Genomic DNA, 22,404 nt, shown 5'->3' with positions numbered 1-22,404 from the left:
AAAATAAAATCTATGAATCTAACTTTGGATCTAGTGCATCCCGTAAACCATCCCCAAGGAAGTTAAATGAGAGCACCAGTAGAATAATGGCAATACCAGGAAAGATTGCTAAATAAGGGTTGGTTTCTAGGTACATACTGCCGATTTTCAAAATATTTCCCCATTCTGGAATATGCGGTTCCACACCCAAGCCTAGGAAACTTAATGAACTTGTCGCAATCACTGCACTACCGATTGTTAATGAAGCTTTTACAATCATAGGTGCAAACGCATTTGGAACGATCTGTTTAAAGATTATTTTCGATTCCTTTTCCCCTAATGCTTTAGCAGCTTCTACAAATTCCAGATTGGAAACCATCAAGACATTTGCCCGCATGGTTCTTGCATAGGTTGGAATAGAGCCCACACTTAATGCGATAATCAAATTAAACGTACTGGAACCAAATGCTGCAATTATCGCAATCGCTAGTAAAATCCCTGGCACTGCGTATAATACATCTAGCAAACGCATGATAATGTTATCAACACTTTTCTGATAATAGCCTGAGATGGCACCTAAAAATCCGCCAATGACCATTGGTATAATGGTCGTCAATAGACCCACAATCAAGGATATCCGTGCGCCGAAAACAATTCGAGAAAATACATCTCTACCAAAATTATCGGTTCCAAAGGGATGTGCCAAGCTTGGCTCTATAAGTAGAGCATCATAGGCATTTTCAGTAGCAAAGGTATCAACAAAGGTACCGTAACTAGTAATCGATATAGCAAACATTAAAAACACGAATAAAAATCCTAGCATTGCAGTATAATTATTGGCCATGCTCAACCAAAATTTATTCCATTTATCAATAGTGGATGCATCACGGCTTATTGACTTCATCAACAAGCTATATCCTAGGATTAAACCAAAAAAGTTTCCGGTTAACCCGATTAAAAACACGATAACACCCAACCATCTAAAGAATGGCTTTGCGCCCTTTTCTAAATTTGATCTAGAAAGGATTATTAGCAGGGTTAGCTCAATACCCATCGCCAAGATTAATAGTGTCATAGTAATAACAAAACTATTCGAAACAAATGGTTTAAACAAATTGAACAGTGAAATTGCAAAAACCAGAAAATGCGTCAGTAACATATAGTAGGCAAACGTATACTCAATCGAGTCCTTCTTTTTTAACATTCGAAAAGCAAATGTCGCGGTAAAGATATTCCCGACAAACAAACTCAGTAATTGGATAGCACTCAAAATTCTTGTGCGCTTCTGGACCGCCCCAGAGGTTACTAAATCTTTTTTTAGAAGTAGAACAATGGCACCTTGCAATAAGGTTGTAACAAAATAAGCGGCCGAAACAATACCCCAAGCCAAACTCCAAGTCCCTTGTGCAAAATCATACGCATTGAAGGCAAATATCAACGTTAACACGAATGAAAGACTAAGAGAAAAATTAGCATTCTTATAATCTTGTGATTGTTTTAGTGTAAACTCCTGTTGTGGCGTCATTTCATTCACCTCTTAAGAACTTTTCATTTGAGAACGAATTCTCGGATTCAATAATGCGTAAATTATATCAACCACAAGGTTTACAAGAGAAATCGTAATTGCAATATAGACTACGCCAGCCAAAATTGACGGAATGTCAGGAATAAATTGCTTATCGACAATATAGCTTCCTAGTCCGCTTATATTGAATACCTTCTCCGTAACAGCTGCCCCACCTAGCATACCTCCAAACTGTAAGCCTATCACAGTAATGATCGGTATCAATGCATTTCTTAGTGCATGCTGGATTAAAATTTTTCTTGGCTTCAGTCCCTTAGCCTTTGCTGTTACAATGTAATCTTCATTGATTACCTCAAGAATTGATGAACGTGTCATTCGAGCAATTGATGCCGTCAGTCCCGTTCCAAGTACAATAACCGGCATGATAATTGATAGCATATCTTTTGGTGAGTAGGTCGCCGGTAACAAATGCCATTTAATCGAGAAGTTTAGGATGAATACCAAACCCTGCCAGAAATTCGGAATGGATAAACCAATTAAGGCGATAAACATAAAACTGTAATCCCAAATGGAGTTACGTTTCCAAGCGGATATAATTCCAACTGGAATCGCTAACACGATAGCCATTAACAGAGATAATACCGCAATTATTAACGTAACAGGGAATTTATTCGCTATGCTAGCTGCTATATTTTCATTACCTGTATAGGAAAACCCTAAATCGAAGGTAATAATCCCTTTTATTGCATCCGTAAGCTGTACTAGATATGGCCGGTCTAAACCGTATTGACGATTAAATTCCTCTCGCTGTTCCATCGTAGCAGCTTCTCCTAAGATGTTTGCAGCTGGATCGGATGGTGAAAAATGCAAAATAGTAAAGACGAAGAATGCTACTGATATAATGACGAAGATAGTCATCAGTAATCGTTCAAAAATATAACGAAGAAAGTATCTGGAATAAATCCATAAGAACAAATACATTAGGATTCCAGGTAATAAACTAACCCAAACAAAGGTTGGCTTTTTCAAACAGTCTCCAAAAAATTGTAAATAGGTCGATTCTATAATATTGTTTTCTAACAATCTAGCTTTAGCCAACTCTTTTGCCTGTTCATCTGCAAGCTCCCTGGCTTCACGACTCATCTCTTGCTCATTTAACGGTTCATTAAAATATCGCTTTTTACTTTTATATTGATCTTCGTAACGCTCAACCAATTCACCGTATGTAGTAGAGTGTTGAATCGCTTCTGTCTCTTTTTGGAGCAATTGCTTATAGGATGAGTTTTTAGATTTAAATTGATAATAAATCCACGTCACCAAATGAACAGGAAGCCCTAGTAAGATAAAGAAAAAAAGTAATAAAGGCTGTGTACGAAAACTGCGATAGTATGTTTCAAATCTAGAATCTGTTTGATCCTTTGCATGACCCTGTTCAGAAAGCAAATACTCACCCCCTTGGGAGATTTTAATTGTTGATAATTCCGAGTTGATTAGTGTATATTTGTACCTGTAACAGAAATAAAGTATAGTGATTAAACGATTAGATGTCAATTAAAAAGATAGAACATTTAATTAGTAGAAAACGAGGCTATATACTATGGAAACATTACTATCAGTCAACAATTTGCATATATCTTTCCTATCTAATAATGAAGACTTCGAAGCGGTCAAAGGCGTTACTTTTGATGTTCGCAAAGGAGAAACATTAGGAATAGTAGGTGAATCTGGTTCAGGAAAAAGTGTTACTGCAAGGTCGATTATGCAGTTGCTACCTTCTCCACCGGCATTAATGAAAGAAGGTTCCATTGAATTTGACGGCAAACAAATATCTTCTTTTACAGATAGCGAGATGGAAAAGGTTCGTGGAAAAGAAATTAGTATGATTTTCCAGGATCCAATGTCTTCTTTAAATCCTACTATTAAGGTCGGAAAACAAATCGACGAAGTCTTAATCAAACATCAAGGTCTTTCAGCAAAAGAAGCGAGACAACAGTCTATCGAAATGCTGAGTCTGGTCGGTATTAAAAATCCGGAAGAACGATACAATCAATACCCTCATGAATTTTCAGGAGGTATGAGGCAACGAGCAATGATTGCCATGGCACTTGCCTGTCGGCCTAAACTATTGATCGCGGACGAACCAACCACTGCACTTGACGTAACGATTCAGGCACAGATTTTGCGTTTGATGAAAAAAATACAAAAGCAGTTTGGCACATCTATCATCTTAATCACTCATGATTTAGGAGTAGTTGCCGGAATGTGTGACCGGGTTGTTGTAATGAAAAAAGGGGAAATTGTTGAATCAAATACCACAGAGAAGATCTTCTCTTCACCGCAGCATCCTTATACACAAAAACTATTAAATGCTTTACCTCGGTTAGATGAAAAGAAACAGCCTAAGGGTGATCTGGATTTACCAGAAGATATTAACCCGGACCGCCCATTACTTGAGGTACGTTCATTAAAACAGGTCTATCCTCTCGGCGGAGGCAGAACGCTAAAAGCAGTAGATTCCATTAGTTTTTCTATTCAACCGGGTGAAACATTGGGGCTCGTTGGTGAATCTGGCTCGGGTAAATCAACAACCGGAAGACTGTTATTACGCTTGCAAGATGCGACCGAAGGAGAAATCCTCTATAAAGGCATCGCAATCAATCGCCTAAATAAGAAACAATTGAAGCAACTTCGCAAGGAAATCCAAATTATCTTCCAAGATCCATATGCTTCGCTTAATCCGCGTATGAAGGTACTTGATATTATTGGACATTCCTTAGATATTCACAAATTGGTGAAAAACAAAGCAGATCGGAAGGCTCGAGTTGAGGAGTTATTAGAACTTGTGGGCTTGGAAAAAGAACATGCCAATCGATTTCCACATGAATTTTCAGGTGGTCAGCGACAACGTATCGGTATTGCCCGGGCTCTTGCAGTTAATCCGAAATTCATCGTTTGTGACGAACCGTTATCTGCATTGGACGTTTCCATGCAAGCCCAAATTGTTGATCTACTAAAAGACTTGCAGAAAAAACTAGGATTAACCTACTTATTTATTGCCCATGATCTTTCGATGGTCAAACACATTAGTGACCGAGTGGCCGTTATGAATGCCGGAAAGATTATTGAACTTGCCGAAAGTGAGGAGCTTTATAGCAATCCGCTCCATCCATACACAAAGTCGTTGCTTGCAACGGTTCCTATTCCGAACCCAGCAATCGAGAGAAAGAAACTTAAGCAAGAATTGCCAGAAACACCTCGTTTTGATTTTAGTCAAAAGGCATTACAGGAAGTGAAACCTGGGCATTTTGTTTTAGCATAATTTATAAGGCCTGTTCCATCTGCACATAGTACGCAGGAGGAACAGGCCTTTATAGTAGATATTTCACTTCTCACTCATCTATTCTGTAATTAAACCATAAGCAGATATTTTTTTAATGCTCCGCGAAACAAACATGGATCCCAGGTAGGCTAAAATAAGGATGCTGACACAAAGCACTAGAATCATCGGTATATGAACGATAAAATCCAAACGTTTCACCCCTGCACTTGATAGTAATATCGAAAGCATAGGATTCGTGAAAAAATACCCAAGCACTCCACCAATTGAAACTCCTGTGATAACTACAGGCAGAAAACTAATGGATATTTGATTCATCAGTTGATACGTTGAATAGCCAATTGCTTTCATTACACCAAACTCTTTCCTGCGCTTTATGATCATCGTTTTGATAACGAGATATAGTATCAACACGACAACTAGAACGGTAATTAACATTACTATCAGCATAACCGCAAACACTGCAGCTGTATACATACCTGTTTGGCTCTCTATATTTTTATCGATATCTAATGTTTCAACTATATGGTCCCCGTACTTACCCTGGACATTTTTGATAAAGGCATTGTTCGACTCACCATCTAGATATACATAAAGGGTCGTACCTTTATAATCTGAATGTAATTCCTGAATACCGTCCATTGTTAGTGCTGCTATTTGTCCAAGATTACCAATGGCTTGACTAAGGCCAGTTACCAAATAACGTTTTGTTTCAGGTCCATATTCCACTTCAACGAAGTCACCTATTCCTTTATTAATCTGCTTTGACACAACCCAAGAAATGGATATTTCATTTTCATATTTCGGTTGCCGTCCTTCATAAACGATATTATTCTCCAACTGCTTAAACTCATCAGTAACAGTTGTATAAACGGTTTGACCATCAATTTTGGTTGTAACTAAGTCGTATATATTCACTTTCCTAACATGATCCATTTGTTCAATGTCACTCAAAAGTTGACTTGTATCCGTAGTTGCCTCAACTGCAACCAACACATTAGCTGGTTCTGAACCAAAGAGGTTAACAAATGCAGTTTTGTCAGAAGCAACGTTGTAATAAAGCACCATTGAAAAGACAGAAGCAAAAGTTAACGCAATAATGATTAAAAGTATCATTACATTTTGTTTTGCGTTTGACAACATTGATTTAATTCCCAGTAAGAAATGAAGACTACCTTTTGTCTTCTCTAAAGGGAAGTGATTTTTTTTAAAACTGTGAGTTTGAATACCTCCACGAAGTGCCTCAACAGGTAAAATTTTTCGAACACGGAAAGCAGAAAGTAAGGTAACGATTACTACACATAAAATAACAAGGAAAATACTGACTACATTGATGATAATATCTATACTTTGAACCCATACCAAACCAGATAGGGATGAGATAATCCCTCCGATGAAAGGCATTAGACCATATGACAAGGCAATCCCTACCATACTTGCACTAAGGGCAATTAAGATAAACTGCAGTAAAATGGAAGAAAGAATTTGCCTACTAGTATAGCCTATCGCTTTAAGAGCCCCGATATTTTCCATCCCATCTTCAATACTATTTGAAACACGGAATCTAATGACAATTAGTGATACAAGCACAATTATAGCCGAAAAAGCCATTAATATTGTTGCTACAATGTTTATAGTTAGTGTGTTTACATTCTTTACTAATTCAATATCTAATGCCCAAATATAAGAAGTCGTTTCTCCTACTATTGATTGAGGAAATTCCTTAGTGAAATCATTTAGTAACTTTGGAGATTGAGTTTTGTCTTCCAATCTTGTAGATAGGATTACCCCAATTGATTGATCGTTTAGATTTCTAGCTAATTCTTGATACGAATTCTCTGGTAACATGAATTTCATAACTCCAATGTTAGTTGTACCCATTATCGTTGTTTCTAAGAATCCAGCAATTCGATATTCATAGTCTTTTGCAAGATAGGTAATGGTGAAATCATCACCTAATTCATAGCCCCCATTCGTTTTAAAACTGTAAGGCACATAAATATCATTTGTACTCGATGTATCTAGCTTTTCAATCAACTTTAGAGGTCCAATACTACGATCGTTCTCTGCATTAAAAATAGCAATACTGCTCGTCAATTCACTGTTAGCAAATGTAAATGAAGCAATGCTCATTGCAATAATTTCTTCTGTTTCTGTCTCTGCGACCCCTGAGTAGTTCATAAAAAATTCATCATAAGTCGAATCATGACTAGCTTGGTCCATGATTATTGTTACATGTGGGTCGTTTAATTGTTCAACTTTATTATCATAAAATGGATTGATTTGAGTAATAACCATTAAGCCAATATTAAGAAGTAACGCAGCAACAAAAATAAAGATAAATAAAGAAGCCGTTGCCGATTTACTTTTTCTAATATTCGCCAATGCCAGAATCATAATCTTCACCTTACCACCCCATTTCTGTAAGGAAAGTCATGAGCTTTTCATGGCGCTCGAAATTCTCAATCTCACTGTATGAACCCAGCTGCAAGTCACCGCAAATTACGCCATCTCTCAAATAGATTATCCGATTCCCACGCAATGCCGTTTTCATATCATGAGTGACCAAGATAATACTCTGTCCATTGCGATTTATATTTGTGAATACATCTAACACACTGTCACTAGATGATGAGTTTAAGGCACCTGTTGGTTCATCTGCAAATAATACTTTCGGGTTGTTAATGACTGCTCGAACGATCCCAACTCGCTGGGATTCGCCGCCAGAAAGCTGAGTAGGAAATTTAGACCATGAGTTTTCATTAATCCCTACTTGTATTAATAGTTCTTTTGCCTGTTTAACGAGTTCACGCTTATTTTTATTTACTAATAGACCACTTGCAAGTACATTATCAAGTACACTCATATTATCTAGTAAATAAATTTGTTGAAATACAAAGCCACAATTTCTTCTTCTAAATATCGCGAGTTGATCGTTATTTAAGGAAGTTAAATGATTCCCGGCAAAATCAATTTCACCCAATGTCGGTTTATCCATCCCGCTAATTGCGTAAAGTAGCGTGGATTTCCCAGACCCTGAACTACCCATGATAATTGTAAAATCCCCTTCTACTAAACTAAGGTCTAGGTTTTTTAATACATGTTGCTGAATTCCCCCGCTAGAAAAAGATTTGCACAACTTCTCCGTTCTAATAATTGTTTTAGTCATGACCTATCGCCATCTCCCTTTATTTAATCGTAAGGATTCCTTCTTTCGACCTATAGAAAAAAGACTGTAAACGAGCTTACAGTCTTATCATACAAAATGAATTCTTATTAAATCTTTGTGCAATTCTTAACTAATTCTTAAATATCAAATACACCTTGGCGTATTTGCGCCCGATTTTTAGGCCTACACGAAGTAGGTCATGAAGACGTTGCCACAGGATGTGGCGATCTTAGTCTTCGATCCTATGCTCGAAAAGTTTCCTCTGAAAAATCGTGGCATCCGCCGGAGGCTTTAACTTTGTTCAGTCGGGGTTTTGACTCCGACAGAATAAAGTTAAGCAAGTTTACTTTTTATAACTACTGTAAAACCGTCTTCTCTGTTATAACAGTGAATGTGGCCATACATTTTTTCCATGAAGTACTTCGAAATATAGAGACCAAGGCCTGATCCATTCTTTCCGTCGACATTTTTCCCTCGATAATATTTATTAAAAAGGAGAGGCAATTCTTCTTCACTAATTCCTGGTCCGTAGTCCATAATGTAGAGTTCAAGATAGCCCTGATTAATTTGGGAAGAAACGGTGACCTTTGTTCCTGCATATTTATATGAATTACTTATAATATTGTCTATTACCTGCTGCAAACGTAAGGAATCAGTTAACATAATACATGGTGGAATTGGATCTAAGAGGATTTGATGGTCATAATTTACATTCTCAATCATATCAACTAGTAATTCGCTCGATTCTTCCGTTACCGTTACCTTTAACTGTTGTAGTTCTTCTAAAGTAGCGTGAAACATATCGGTTACAAGAAGGTTAATTTGCTCTGCTTTCGAATAAATCGTATTCACTTGCCTAATCACCCGATCATCTTTTTCCTGGAGAAGCATTAATTCACTAATCGCTTTGATTGAAGCAACAGGCGTCTTAATATCATGACTTAGTGTAGCTACAAGCTCTTTTTTACTACGGTTTAATTCATACTCTCTTTGGCGTGCTGCATCAAGCTCTTCACGCAATAGATCAAAGCTTTCCGTGAACGCACCGAAATAATTGTTCTTGTCCATATGTAAAGGTATATCAAAATTGCCTCTAGCCACATTCGATGCAAAATTTCGAAGCTGCTGAAATGGTTTCACTAACGTTCTATATATATAGATAATATAAAAAATACTAATAATCATCACTAGACCCACTATCAAACTTATGGAAGTGATCAGTTCACTTTTCATTTGTTGCCGCATTTCTTGTTCATTATTGGTGATAATTAATTTCCCTACAGTCTCGTTATTTTGCTTCAAGTCTATAAATGTATCTCTATTTTTTATGGCATCGTATGTATCGTTATAATGGTTTCCTGGGGTTTGGTAAATTACGTTCCCTAGGTGATCTATTATCGTAAATGGTTGGTCAATGTCGCTATTTCGAAACATTTCGTCACTAACCTGCCCCCAATTTCCTTCAACAGTTTTCACCACATCATTTATGGCTACAAGATCAAGTTCTGAAATCGTATTCTTCTTAATAACTAGTATGGAGAAAACAATAGCTGCACTAAAAACAACCAGAATCGTAACCAGCAGCAATCTTATTTTCATTGGTTGGTATCCTCAAGGACATATCCTGTTCCCCAAACCGTTTTTATAAATTGCGGATCCTTTGGATTACTTTCAATTTTCTCTCGTAAATGGCGTATATGTACATTAAGGGTTCCATCCCCTACAAAAGAATCTCCCCATACATGTTGAAACAGTTCGTCTTTTGTGATGATTCGATTTTTATTCTTGGCCAAATAAGACAGAAGTTTATATTCCATCGTTTTAAGCTGGATATCAACACCATTTACTCGCACACGATGCAGCTTTGTATCAATCTGAATCTGACCAAACTCTAAAACCTCTTCTTGGTTACTAGAACCACTGCCAAACCTTTTTAATACAGCTTTTACCTTTGCTAGTAAAATACTTAACGTGTAAGGTTTTTGAATATAATCGTCCCCACCGATGTTGAGAGCAATCAGAATATCATCATCGCTTGAACGTGCACTAATAAATAGAATCGGGATCTGCGTAGTTTGGCGCAATTTTTTACATAACTCAAACCCTGAAGTTTCCCCGAGATTAATATCAAGAAGAAGCAACGATGGTTCATGCTCCTCCAAAAAACGTTCGCACTCAGCTGCGCTAGTCACAAACGCTGTTTTGACTTCAAACATATTAAAATACTCACAAGTTGTTTCAGCTAAAGCAATCTCATCATCCACAATCAAACAATCTATTTTCATCATAATCTCCTATTATTTTTTAATTGTATATGTAAAGTATACTTGAGATTTAATAGGTATTGTGTAAATCTTTGGGTTTATATTATTAAAAAAACTTTGAAATACTTGTTCTTTGGCAGGATTTTGCTGACTATATATGAACCTAACTCCTTTATGTTGAGAGAAATGACATATTTTTAAAGGAGATTAATGATAAAAAGGTGGTTACCTTCTTTCAAAAATAAGTAGCGGCTTTCCCTCACAACTGTTTTTAAGACTCAAATAGTGACCATGGGTTATTCTTTTATAAACTTCTTTTATAGGGCTTTAGGATGTTACACTTTTACTATGTTAAGGAAATAAGTCCCTTTAAATTGTATCGTAAAAAAATGCATTTTTTTTAAGTTGTACCATTGATATGCTAACTGCAAAACCAAGTTAACATTTAACTACCTCTCCTCTCCCCTTCGTCCCATTTACCTACAAGGAAGTTTTTCTTTCTCCATTTTTTGTGAAATAGGAGTTAGTTGGTTCTATATAACCATTTTAACGAAAACTCATTGACTTCGTGGTAGATATTTCTATAATTGGGTAAATACAAGCAATCTAATATGAATACTCTTTTATCAAGAGCAGGCGGAGGGACAAGCCCGATGAAGCCCGGCAACCGGCTAACCATTAAGGTGAGCTAAGGTGCTAAATCTTGCAGCAGTAGCTGAGAGATAAAAGAGGAACTGGTCACTTTGTTAGTGATGCTGTGCCTCTTTCTCTTTGAAAGAGGCTTTTATTTTGTTTTAAATTGGGTTACTTGTTATATCTTAAAAGGAGTGGGAGAAATGAAAAAAGTTGTATTACCTATGTTACTTAGTGTTGCATTAATTGGGACAACACTGCCTACTGATGTATTGGCAACCGGGACTGAGGAGACTAACTCATCTGAGCGAAAGCACAGTCTTTTCAACTCAGAACAATATGATTATGTCATATTCGATACTATTCAAAAACAGCTCGAGGACTTTGACAAAAGGAGTAATAGAATTAGTCTTGAGGTGACTGGAAAATCCTCTACTGGAAAAGATCTATATACAGTAACGATTACGAATCAAGCTAAAAATAACTCTTATAAAACCTTACGAAAACTAATGAGTGAAGATCCCGATCAAGCACAGCGTTGGTTATCAAAAAATCCAGACGTGAAACCTCCAATTCTTATACACGCATCTATCCATGGAAGTGAATTTGTTGGAACAGATGCTGCACTAAGATTAATTGAGCGATTTGGATTTGAAAATGACTCGGAGACACTAGAAATACTCAACAACTTTACGTTAATTGTCAATGTGAATGCTAATCCAGATGGTCGTATCGAAGCAACTCGTTTTAATGGAGAGGGAATTGACCTCAACCGTGATTTTATTACTCAGTCTCAACCTGAAACACAAGCTGTAGTTAAGCAAATTACAAAGCTAAATCCTTTGGTTCTGTTAGATCTTCATGGTTATGTGAAACAAAGAGGCGTCGCAAAACATCCAGGTTTGATCCTGCCTGGTACACCACCGCACAATCCCAATTACGAATTTGATCTTTTATATAATTGGATGAATCAACAAGCAGAAGCAATGGAATCTGAACTGGTAAGTCAAAAAGATTCATATGAAACTGAGCTTTATAAAACAATGGAAGGGACACATATTCCTTTAAGAGACTCAAGTCAAGGATGGGATGTTTATCCGCCAATCTATACCCCAGCATATGCAATGCTTCACGGGGGATACGGTTATACCCTTGAAGCTCCAACAAATGATTTAGATGGTGTAAAGTGGCAAGTTGATGCAGTAACAGGGGCTCTTAAATTTGCTGTAGATCATAAATATGACATGCTGGAGGATCAAATAGAAGTTTATCAGAGAGGTGTTACTAATCAACATCCTAATTATGAAGAAGGAAAATATCCTGAAGCATATATATTACCTGTAAAGAAGGAAGACCCAACCGTTACTGAAAAGGCTGTTCGGCACTTGATTAAGAATGATGTTGAAGTAACGCAAGCAAAGGAAGCTTTCGATTCGGACGGTATTCGTTATGAAAAAGGTACTTACTTACTATCAGGCAGGCAAGCGAAGGCTGCAGTTGCTAACGCATTCCTTTGGGATGGACAGGATATTACCAATGACATCGGAGCCATGTATGACATATCTTCTTGGGGTCTTCCAGAACTGTGGGGATTTGAAGTGATTGAATCAACATCATTCCCAAATGTAAAAATCGATAAAGTTAAAGAGATTAAATTAAAAGGATCACTTAATGGTAATGGTCCTTATAAAATTCCAAATACCTCTATCAATGCTGTTTCTCTCGTAAATCAGTTACTTCAATCAAACATCCAGGTGTTGAAGGATGAGGAAGGGAACTTTTATGTTGAAAAGAAAACATCTGACCTTATAAAAGCTGTAAAAGCTTCAGGTCTTGATCTTGTTACAACTTCAATTCCAAAACAGGTAAGAAGCATAACTGAAAAGAAAATTGCTATTTTAAAAGATGGGGGACTTGGAAAGGTTCAGTCACATTCAGGTACGAAACTTGCCCTTGAACGCCTTGGTTTTTCAGTAACCGAATTACATCCAAGTGATGTAGCGAACAATGGCTTATCGGGATATGATACATTTATTTACAGTGGTTCTGCTAATCTAGTATCCTACAATCTTAGCACGGCAAACAAAGAGTTTGGACTCTCAAACGAAGAAGAATACAACAAATTTAAGCAGAATGTGGATGAGTTTATTGAGCAAAAAGGACAGTACATCGCTATAGGATCTGGTGCATCAAAAGTTGCCAAGTCCTTAGGGCTAACAGATGTGGAAGTGAACACTGGATCTTCGAGCTCTAATGGTATCGTCCAAATTGATTACACTGGAAAAGGAGTTACAGCAGGTTATAGTCAAGACGATATCGGATTCATATATGGACCGGTTTGGTACTCCAATACTGAAGAAACCGAAGTCTTTGCCACCTTTGACCAAGGAGAAGATTTCTTTGTTTCTGGTCATTGGAAAAATAGGCAGCCTGCAAGAGGTCAAGCGGTCATTGTAACCGAAAAAGACGCTGCCGTAACATTAATCGGATTAGAAGCTGGATTTAGAAATCACACCGATTACCTATTTAGATTACTATCAAACACAATTTTTAACGAATAGGATATTAATAAACCTTGATTTCCCTATTATGACATTCGGTAATTCCTTTTTACTTTTTATCGATTAATGGTAAGGTACAGTATGTGTTAACTCTCAGATATTATGAAAGAAGGCAACTAACCCTTTGGGTGTTGCCTTTGCCTTTTTATATTACTTGAAGCGGATACCAATGCTATAGCGAATATAGACACCACCATGATTACCTGTTATTTACTAAACAAATGAATGGAAAGTCTGAGGTAAATAAGTTGTGGGATACAAAAATTAGTATTTTTTTATTACGTCTTTCTTGTACAGTCTCAAGAATCCCTACTAAAATATTGATGCTGGAACATACACATTCTTATTGCATTATGATATTCACCGTCAACAAAAAACTCATCAATTAATTCTCCTTCAAACTGAAAACCAAGTTTTTTATAAATATGAATCGCCTTTTCATTCGTTTTATCAACGATTAAATATAATTTATACAAATTTAATACAGAAAACGCATAGTCCATTGCGAGATATGTTGCAGACTTCGCATATCCATGTCCTTGATGATTCGGATCTATTATAATTTGAAATTCAACTCTCCGATGAATATAATCAATTTCTACTAATTCAACTAACCCCACCATTTCAGTGCCTTTTTCTACAATAAATCTTCTTTCACCCTGATCATGAATATGTTTATCATATAAATCCTGCAATTCAACGAATGACTCATATGGCTCCTCAAACCAATAGGACATGATGTTTGCATTAATATTTAACTTATGAACAAATCCTAAGTCAACTCTCTCTAATGGCCTTAACCTTACATCCTTCACTACTTTTCATCCTCCGAATACCGCATTCAATGGATTTTCCCTTTTGATGGTTTTATAAAACCATTTTAATCCTTTATAAAGAAAGTAAAACAGCAAATGAAAACAATCACTATAAGGATATTCTTTACAAACCATAGATAAATATCCAAATGCTTGATTGCATTATGTAGCTTTAGTGCTGGTCAGGTTTTCTAATAACTATAAAAAAAATCGAAGGTTAAGGTTCCATTTTCCATATAGCTGTTCACGAGCATATCTTCAAAAGAAATAAATACCTAATTTCACAATTGTTGATATGACGGGGATAACTAGCTTTTCCCCCAACTTTTTATACAGCATTTATTTCCAATGTGGATAAGTTGTGGAAAAGGATCTTACAACTTTGTTGGATTTCTAAAACGCCTTAACGTGGCTTGAGTGGTGATCGCAAACAAATTGCTGTAGTAGAGTTGCCTCAAAAACTAGGTTCATTTATCACCCTTGTCTCTTTCCCAAAGTCTAGGTGTAAGCATACTGTTTTTCGACAAAGATATTGGTAATTCGACAAAAACGGTTGACCTATCATTCATAAACATATAGAATTTTTACATATTTTCAAAAGGATGAGGTTACAGCATGAAAGATATATTATTCAGAAAAAAGAATCTCGCAGAGTTACTTTTAAACAAAGGAGAAAAACAGCTACCACGAACTCTAGGAGCCTTTGACCTAATGTTGCTTGGAGTAGGTGCTATTATTGGAACGGGTATTTTCATACTTCCAGGAACAGTAGCTGCGGCACACTCAGGACCAGCTATCGTTTTTTCTTTTATTCTAGCTGCAATTGTCTGTGCACTGGCAGGGATGTGTTATTCAGAATTTTCTTCATCCATTCCAGTAACGGGTAGTGCATATACGTATGTATATATTGTATTTGGAGAATTAATCGCTTGGTTAGTTGGCTGGGCTTTACTTTTAGAATATGGATTAGCAGTTGCGGCTGTTGCAACAGGTTGGTCTGCTTATTTAAGTGCCTTGTTAGAAGGTTTTTCTATCACGCTTCCAAAGGCCATTTCTGGTTCTTTTAATCCAGCAGATGGAACATATGTAAACATACCGGCTATAGCTATTATATTTGCCACTGCTTATTTGTTAACGCTCGGAATAAGAGAATCGACGAAAATTAATATGATTATGGTATTTATTAAAGTAGGTGTTATTCTCTTATTCATTGGAGTAGGTATTTTCTATGTTGAGCCCGCTAATTGGCAACCATTAATGCCCTTCGGAGTGCAAGGCGTAATAAGTGGGGCAGCCCTTGTTTTCTTCGCTTATCTTGGATTCGATGCTGTTTCGTCAGCTGCTGAAGAGGTAAAGAATCCACAACGGAATATGCCAATAGGAATTATTGGCTCTTTACTTATATGTACAATACTTTATGGAGCAGTTTCCCTGGTTTTGACTGGGATGGTTTCCTACACAGAGCTAAATGTAAGTGATCCAGTTAGCTACGTGATGCAGATCGTTAATCAAGATTGGGTGGCTGGCGTTATTTCACTTGGTGCTGTTGTTGGAATGATGACTGTTATACTTGTTATGTCATATGGTGGAACTAGACTTCTTTACGCGTTTGGCCGTGATGGATTGCTGCCGAAAAGTATGTATGAACTTAGTGAAAAAAAGAAAACACCTGTTAAAAACACTTGGATATTTGCAACATGTGTAGCTTTTTGTGCCGGCTTCGTTCCGTTATCTAAACTGGCAGAACTAGTAAATATGGGAACATTACTTGCATTTACCATCGTTTCAATCGGAGTAATTTACTTAAGAAAAAATAAAAGTATACCATCCGATGGTTTTAAAGTTCCATTCTTTCCAATCTTACCGATTTGTTCATTCTTATTATGTTTATTTTTAATTACTCAGCTATCTGTTTTTACGTGGGTTTCATGCGGTGTTTGGTTTATATTTGGACTATTCTTCTATTTTGCTTATGGTAAAAAGCATAGTCTCATGAATAAAGAGTAAGAAATGTAAAAGTGAGCTTACGTTGTCATACAGATGACCTTGTAAGCTCACTTTTTTAGTTAAGAATGAGAAAACATGGAGTCTCATCAACATTCATTTTCTATTCATGTATCCTTTTACTTCTGTTCCGCTAGTTTCGTGAGGATTTCTTCGCAAATTTCATGGGTTTCCAATGCATCCCGAGTTGAGATTTTTGGTTCTGAATTTGTGCTGACAGCGCGTATAAAATCTGTAACCATTTGCTCAAACCCTCTTTTATACAAGGTTGACTCCCAATCACTACTCCGAACCTCACTATTTTCTAAGTCTTTCGAAATGAGTAAGTTGGATACATTCGTGACCGTCCGCTTCTCCAACGGACCCATAACTTGGGCAATTTCCTCGGTGGTCCCGTTGTCCCTATTCATGATGCCGATTGCAGTGCCACCTTTCGAAATAAATTGAATCACAACGTGGTATAAGGATCCATTTTCCATACGGCCATTCACGAGCATATCCTCAACCGGGTGTGGAAATAAATATCTCATCGTATCCACTACATGGATAAAGTCGTCAAAAATAAACGTCCTCGGCTCCCCAGGAAGATTTTTGCGGTTTTTCTGGACTACAACCATATTTGGATTAGAAACTTCCTTCAAACTTACATAGGAAGGGGCAAACCTGCGGTTAAATCCGGTCATAAGAATAAGTCCACGTTCCTCCGCAAGTTTGACAAGTCTATTCGCACCTTCATAATTGTCCGTAATAGGTTTGTCGACAAACACATGGATTCCATGATGAAGTAGCCACTCAACAATTTCTTCATGAGAGGATGTCGCCGAATGGACAAATGCTCCCGTAATCCCACTATCAACCATGGACTGGAGGTCAGAGTGTATATGTTCAAACCGATATTGACTGGTAATTGTTCGTAACTTTTCTTGATTTCTTGTGTAAAAGTGAAACTCAATCTCCTTTAATCCGCTATAAACTGGAAGATACGCTTTTTGTGCAATGTCTCCAAGTCCAATAACCCCAATCTTCACTATAAATCCCCTCTTCGTTCAACGTCGCCTTTCACAGTGACGAAAAAAAAAATACTTACACTAATAATAGTATAAACAAGTTTACACTATTTAAGAAAGCTGGAGACATAATGAAATCAACTGCTATGGAAAGTAACTGAATGATATTTATAGCTAATAGAGATAATATCATTCTCCCCATCCCCACTCTTTGAGTTCCGATAATCCATATGATTAGAACTATTTATAATAAATAAGACGTGATTTCGTATAATAGTATTTTGCAAATTCACGGTCTTTTGACTTTAAAATTTTGAATATTATATTCACCAATTGTGCAACTGTCTCGACGTGGTTTGAATATGAATGCAGAAGAATTTGTGTAGTAGTTTTTATCTAATAAGAATTACGAAATTTGATATACATTACTATGAAACAGTTCACCATTTTTATTAAATAGAAAAAGATGTTCAAAAAGAAATTCTTCTTCTTGAACATCTCATTATTGTTATATTCTAAATTCCATCTCTTCGTCTGCAATGAAGAACCCTTTTGTTTCGATTTGCTTTCTTAATGAACCCTCTCTTTGCAATACCGGGTTTGAATGGTTAAGGTGTGTAAAATAAATTTTAGTTTCCCCTACTAAATCTTGAAGTAGATCCATCGTCTCTGTTATTAGTGGATGGGGGACCTGCCGATAATCTCGCCCAATGTTTGCTAGATCCTGTTGAGAATAAAACGTGCCATCAAGAAAACAAATATCCGCCTCTTTCGCCACTTCACGAATATCGATGTCCCATTCATCCCAACGATCAATATCAGGAATAAATAAAACCTTTTTATTCGGACCTTTTATCCAAAAAGCAAAAGTCTCTGAAAACTCATTCCGATGCGGAACAATTAATGGAGTTACAGTTACTTCCGTAGAAACACTAACAGGTTGTCTATCTTTGATTTCTTGAACAATGATGTTTTCAAGTGCAGTCAACTGGCTCCATGGTGCATCATTTTCAAGTAGTTTTTTCATTTTTGCCCCTGCCATTACTGGTAATAGACGAGAATTAACCGCTTCTTTCCCTAAGAACATCAAACCTGGATAATGACCGATATGTGCATGCGATAGAAAAATACTGCTCATCAGCTTTGATTCCATTCCATATCTCATTTGCAATCGTGCCATTTGTTCTCGAAGATCAGGAGTAGCTTCAATTAAATGCCATTTATTCTCTTCTGGTAAAATAATTGCCAAGGATGCGGCAGTTCTTTTAAACTTCGAGTCCTCTAATGCTCTTTTACAATTTTCACAAAAACAATTTGCTTGTGGCAAACCACCATCTTGGGCAGTTCCAACCACACTTAATATAACCTCACTCACTATACAACTTCCCTTTCTACATGCTGCAGTTCTTTTTCTTGGCTGTAATCCTTTCTAGCAATCGTCCATCCAGTGAATCCAAACAGTAGATTTACTAACGGTACAAGATAAATAAAGAACGCATATGGAATAAACTCCCACGCACTGACTCCCAAAATGCTCGATGCGAATACGGCAGGAACACTCCAAGGGATAAGATTAATACCGACAGTCCCCATTGACTCGACTGTTCTAGAAAGATTTTTAGTATCAATATTCATATTTTTATACTTTTGAACGAAGGTTCTTGCGGGTAGTATAATTGCCAAAAACTGAGCACCGCTTGCTAAAGCAACAACAAATGTTGATAAAAGTGTAGAACCGATAAGCGCTCCAGTAGTTTTCACTTTCTTCATCATTTTACCTGTTAATACTTCAAATGTTCCCGTTTCTTCTAGAATACCACCGAGGGCGGTAGCGATCATTAGCATTCCAACGGTTCCAAGCATCGAAGCAAGTCCACCGCGATTTAATAAAGAATCAATTTCACCAATTCCGGTTGAGATTTTAAAACCACTCGTCATAAATTGAACAACTGAACTTACCGAGTTTCCTTGAACCATAACAGCTATAACTGAACCTAATAAGCCAACACCCATTAATGCTGGTAATGCAGGAACACGCTTTAGCATCAAATAGATGGTGAATACCGGTAGTAATAATAACAATGGGTGAATTACAAAAGCATCATCTAAGCCAAACATGATTGTTTCAATTGCTTCAGAACCAATACTCGTGCTATTAGCTACCTCAAAACTACCAAATATCCAAAATAAGACAAGTGATAATAAAAATGCGGGAATCGTGTCCCAAAGCATGTGTTTAATGTGACTAAATAAATCCGTGTCAACCAGCGCTGCAGCAACATTAGTTGTATCTGATAATGGAGAAAGTTTATCCCCTAAATACGCACCTGATATGACTGCTCCCGCGACGAGAGCTGGTGGAAATCCTAAACCCTCACCAATTGCCATGAATGCTAGTCCTACAGTAGCGATGGAGGTAAAGGAGGTTCCTAGAGTAATAGAAACAATACCCGTAATAAGAGCAACAATTGGAACAAACCAGGACGGATCAAGTATTGAAATCCCATAATAAATCATGGTTGGAATGACACCACTAGCAATCCATGACCCTATAATCGTACCGATTACCAATAAAATAAACACCGCTGGCAAAGCCCTTGTTACTCCATTTACCATCATCTGTTGTACATCATTCCAGCTCCATCCGCAACTAATGGCGACAATAGAAGCTAAAATAACCCCAATTATTAATGGAAAGTTCATTCCTGCTTCCCATATAAAAATCGAACAAGCCGCAGCAATGATTAAGCCAAATAATGGAATAACTGATTTCCAAATTGGAAGATTTGTTTTCACCTTTTTTCCCACCAATCATATAAAATCAACTTTTTATTAGTTTAGGAGATTACCTAAAGTACTTTAGCACTTTAAAGCTTTTACGCTTTTAAGTAATTATTATTCGATAATCATAATTTATTTTATTTAATTAGTCAAATGATCATGGTATGGAAGTGTTGAATGTAGTTATGAAAAAACGCAAAAAGACATCTCCCAATGTGGTTTAGTGCCTCTTTAAAAATGAGTGTCGCTCACACTCCTCCTGCCCTTGTGTCTGTTGCAACCATGGGTGAATAGTGAGTTTGCACTCGATTTATAATGCTTTAACCTTTTAAAAAAGCAGATTCTATCATCTCCCATTAAAGCATGCGTTGTTGATATTTTCAAAAAAGCTAGAATTAATATCTAGAAATCTATAATATAATTATTGGGATAATTAAAATTATTTAAATGCTAAAGGGGAGTTATCCATGACACAAAATAAATATTATAAAGAATTAATTGATTTGCAGGATGTAGACGGTGTAGAATCTCAGATTCAAAGTTTACTTGAAGTACCAATTGAATCCGTTTCTGACCTTGAAAAGTGGTTAAAAGATGAAAAGAATTTACTGATTAAAATCGACGAGGCAATGACAGGTCACCAAGTCGACTTCTACCGAAACACAGAGGATGCAGAAATCAAGGCGACGTATCTTCACGATCAGCAAGTCGTCCAACCACTATTAATGAAATACGAAGCTAAACTAAATGAAAAAGTTTGTGAGTCTCCTTACATACATCAATTAGATGAAAAACGTTATGGCTTAATGAGACGTGTTCGCGAATCCAAAGTAAAACTGTTTAGAGAAGAAAATATTCCATTGATGGTTAGAGAACAAGAACTCAATACAAAGTATAGTGAAATTATCGGAGGGTTAACAGTCGAATGGGAAGGAGAGCAAAAGCCTTTTCCATTTATCCAATCTCAACTCGATAATCTAGATAGAGCTGTAAGAGAGAAAGCTTATTACGCAATGGGATCAGCTTATCGTCAAATTAAGTCCGATATGGACGCCATCATGGACGAACTTGTTCAACTTCGCCATCAAATCGCATTAAATGCAGGATTTGAGAACTACCGTGATTATATGTTTGTGGTCAAAAACCGTGAGTACAGTGTCCAAGATTGTTATGATTTCCATGAAAATGTAGAGAAGCATATTATCCCAGCATGGAACCGACTCGCAGACGTATTTAAGTCTAAGCTAGGTGTCGATACCTATCGTCCTTGGGATAACACTGCTAAATTGATGAAAAATCCTCCTTACTCCGAGGTGTCCACTCTTATGGATGGCGTTTCTGAGATGTTAGGGAAAACTGACCCATATTTTGCAGATCGTTTCGATTACATGAGAGAAAATGGGTTACTAGATCTTGGAGATCGGAAAGGAAAAAGCCCGGGTGGTTTCTGTACGTCCCTAGCTGTTTCAGGAGATACGTTTGTATTTGCGAACTTTAGTCCATCCTTTTTCTCTCTAATCGCATTAATTCATGAGATGGGCCATGCGGTGAATGGATACCTCGAGTTTGCCGAGCACGGTCCTATTGAAGACTACCAACACCGAATGGAAGTTGCTGAACTCTATTCTCATGGGATGGAATTGCTTCTATTGGATAAGCTGGATCGTTTTTATCCAGAAGAAGAAGATTTCAAGAGTGCACAGCGTGAAGAGTTAAGACGGGCATTTACTATGTTATTCGGCCCACTATCAGGGGATCTCTTCCAGCATTGGATGTATACGAATCCAAACCATACAGCCAAAGAGCGCGATGAAAAATACTTTGAAATCTCAAAACGTTATGGCCTAAACCCTGTCGATACTACTGGCCTAGAGAAAGAAATTGGGATGAGCTGGGCAGGCACCCTTCATTATTTCCAAGTTCCTTTCTATAATATTGAGTACTCCATCTCCATGCTTGGAGCTCTTCAATTACTTGAAAATTATCAAAAAGACCCAGTGAAAGCAGTGGAGTCCTTTAAAAAAGGCGCAAGCGCGGACTACAACCAATCCATTGCAGATATCTACAAAGAAACTGGGGTTAGCTTTGATTTTTCAGAGCCAGCCGTTAAGAGAATGGGTGAATTCCTAGAAAAAGTCATTCAAGACATTCATTAAAAAGTGGGAGCACACGGGGACATTTCTTAGTAGAGGACAATCGGAAGTTTTCCCTCGAAAAAGGTACAACTAGTTCAATTCTAGTTGTACCTTTTGCTTTACATTTAAAAGATTACGGGAAAATTCTTTGTTGAACAATTTAAGTCTACAACGTCATTTTCAGGTAGCTACTC

Annotated in this window: 14 protein-coding genes and 1 riboswitch; of the genes, 4 read left to right on the top strand and 10 right to left on the bottom strand. The window is 37.0% G+C overall.

Features of this window, described 5'->3' with window-relative positions; genetic code table 11:
• Positions 1 to 10: 10 nt before the first annotated feature.
• The gene (locus tag ACWNMY_RS14090) at positions 11 to 1,504 is read right to left on the bottom strand and encodes an ABC transporter permease (protein ID WP_449538898.1); all 1,494 of its coding nucleotides are present in this window, start codon (positions 1,502 to 1,504) and stop codon (positions 11 to 13) included.
• A gap of 12 nt (positions 1,505 to 1,516) precedes the next feature.
• A complete protein-coding gene (locus ACWNMY_RS14085; RefSeq protein WP_449538897.1) occupies positions 1,517 to 2,947 on the bottom strand; it encodes an ABC transporter permease in 1,431 nt (476 codons plus the stop codon).
• A 154-nt stretch (positions 2,948 to 3,101) separates the two neighbouring features.
• Here ACWNMY_RS14085 and ACWNMY_RS14080 point away from each other — a divergent pair, with 154 nt between their 5' ends.
• Positions 3,102 to 4,823, top strand: coding sequence for an ABC transporter ATP-binding protein (locus tag ACWNMY_RS14080; RefSeq protein WP_449538896.1), 1,722 nt, complete (start codon positions 3,102 to 3,104; stop codon positions 4,821 to 4,823).
• Positions 4,824 to 4,901: 78 nt separating this feature from the next.
• Here ACWNMY_RS14080 and ACWNMY_RS14075 read toward each other — a convergent pair whose 3' ends face one another.
• From ACWNMY_RS14075 to ACWNMY_RS14060, 4 genes are all read right to left on the bottom strand, one after another.
• Positions 4,902 to 7,238, bottom strand: coding sequence for an ABC transporter permease (locus ACWNMY_RS14075; RefSeq protein WP_449539132.1), 2,337 nt, complete (start codon positions 7,236 to 7,238; stop codon positions 4,902 to 4,904).
• A gap of 10 nt (positions 7,239 to 7,248) precedes the next feature.
• Positions 7,249 to 8,010: an ABC transporter ATP-binding protein gene (locus ACWNMY_RS14070; protein ID WP_449538895.1), complete on the bottom strand. Its 762-nt coding sequence runs from the start codon at positions 8,008 to 8,010 to the stop codon at positions 7,249 to 7,251.
• 333 nt (positions 8,011 to 8,343) lie between these two features.
• Positions 8,344 to 9,609 carry an ATP-binding protein gene (locus tag ACWNMY_RS14065; RefSeq protein WP_449538894.1) on the bottom strand — a complete coding sequence of 422 codons (1,266 nt, stop codon included), beginning with the start codon at positions 9,607 to 9,609 and terminating at the stop codon, positions 8,344 to 8,346.
• Positions 9,606 to 10,295, bottom strand: a complete 690-nt coding sequence (locus ACWNMY_RS14060; RefSeq protein WP_449538893.1) for a response regulator transcription factor — start codon at positions 10,293 to 10,295, stop codon at positions 9,606 to 9,608. The genes ACWNMY_RS14065 and ACWNMY_RS14060 overlap by 4 nt, the downstream gene beginning before the upstream one ends.
• A 599-nt stretch (positions 10,296 to 10,894) precedes the next feature.
• Positions 10,895 to 11,003: riboswitch (SAM riboswitch) on the top strand.
• Between the two features lie 107 nt (positions 11,004 to 11,110).
• On the opposite strand from ACWNMY_RS14060, the gene ACWNMY_RS14055 reads away from it, so the two are divergent.
• Positions 11,111 to 13,468 (top strand): M14 family zinc carboxypeptidase, encoded by a 2,358-nt coding sequence (locus ACWNMY_RS14055; protein WP_449538892.1) that lies wholly within the window; start codon positions 11,111 to 11,113, stop codon positions 13,466 to 13,468.
• Positions 13,469 to 13,767: 299 nt separating this feature from the next.
• On the opposite strand, the gene speG is transcribed toward ACWNMY_RS14055, so the two are convergent.
• Positions 13,768 to 14,283, bottom strand: a complete 516-nt coding sequence (gene speG, locus ACWNMY_RS14050; RefSeq protein WP_449538891.1) for a spermidine N1-acetyltransferase — start codon at positions 14,281 to 14,283, stop codon at positions 13,768 to 13,770.
• A gap of 615 nt (positions 14,284 to 14,898) precedes the next feature.
• Between speG and ACWNMY_RS14045 the strand changes: the two genes are divergently transcribed.
• On the top strand, positions 14,899 to 16,290 hold the full coding sequence (locus ACWNMY_RS14045) for an amino acid permease (protein WP_449538890.1): 1,392 nt from the start codon (positions 14,899 to 14,901) through the stop codon (positions 16,288 to 16,290).
• Positions 16,291 to 16,406: 116 nt separating this feature from the next.
• Here the strand turns inward: ACWNMY_RS14045 and ACWNMY_RS14040 are convergent, their stop codons facing one another.
• The 3 genes from ACWNMY_RS14040 to nhaC all read right to left on the bottom strand — a co-directional run bounded on the left by ACWNMY_RS14040 (position 16,407) and on the right by nhaC (position 20,090).
• Positions 16,407 to 17,315, bottom strand: coding sequence for a Gfo/Idh/MocA family protein (locus ACWNMY_RS14040; RefSeq protein ID WP_449538889.1), 909 nt, complete (start codon positions 17,313 to 17,315; stop codon positions 16,407 to 16,409).
• Positions 17,316 to 17,802: 487 nt separating this feature from the next.
• Positions 17,803 to 18,669, bottom strand: a complete 867-nt coding sequence (locus tag ACWNMY_RS14035) for an MBL fold metallo-hydrolase (protein ID WP_449538888.1) — start codon at positions 18,667 to 18,669, stop codon at positions 17,803 to 17,805.
• Positions 18,669 to 20,090 (bottom strand): Na+/H+ antiporter NhaC, encoded by a 1,422-nt coding sequence (gene nhaC / locus ACWNMY_RS14030; RefSeq protein ID WP_449538887.1) that lies wholly within the window; start codon positions 20,088 to 20,090, stop codon positions 18,669 to 18,671. The genes ACWNMY_RS14035 and nhaC overlap by 1 nt, the downstream gene beginning before the upstream one ends.
• A 452-nt stretch (positions 20,091 to 20,542) precedes the next feature.
• Between nhaC and ACWNMY_RS14025 the strand changes: the two genes are divergently transcribed.
• Positions 20,543 to 22,231: a M3 family oligoendopeptidase gene (locus ACWNMY_RS14025; protein WP_449538886.1), complete on the top strand. Its 1,689-nt coding sequence runs from the start codon at positions 20,543 to 20,545 to the stop codon at positions 22,229 to 22,231.
• Positions 22,232 to 22,404: the final 173 nt, after the last annotated feature.

The organism is Ferdinandcohnia sp. Marseille-Q9671, assembly GCF_976954385.1.
This window is presented reverse-complemented; position numbering and strand designations above follow the sequence as displayed.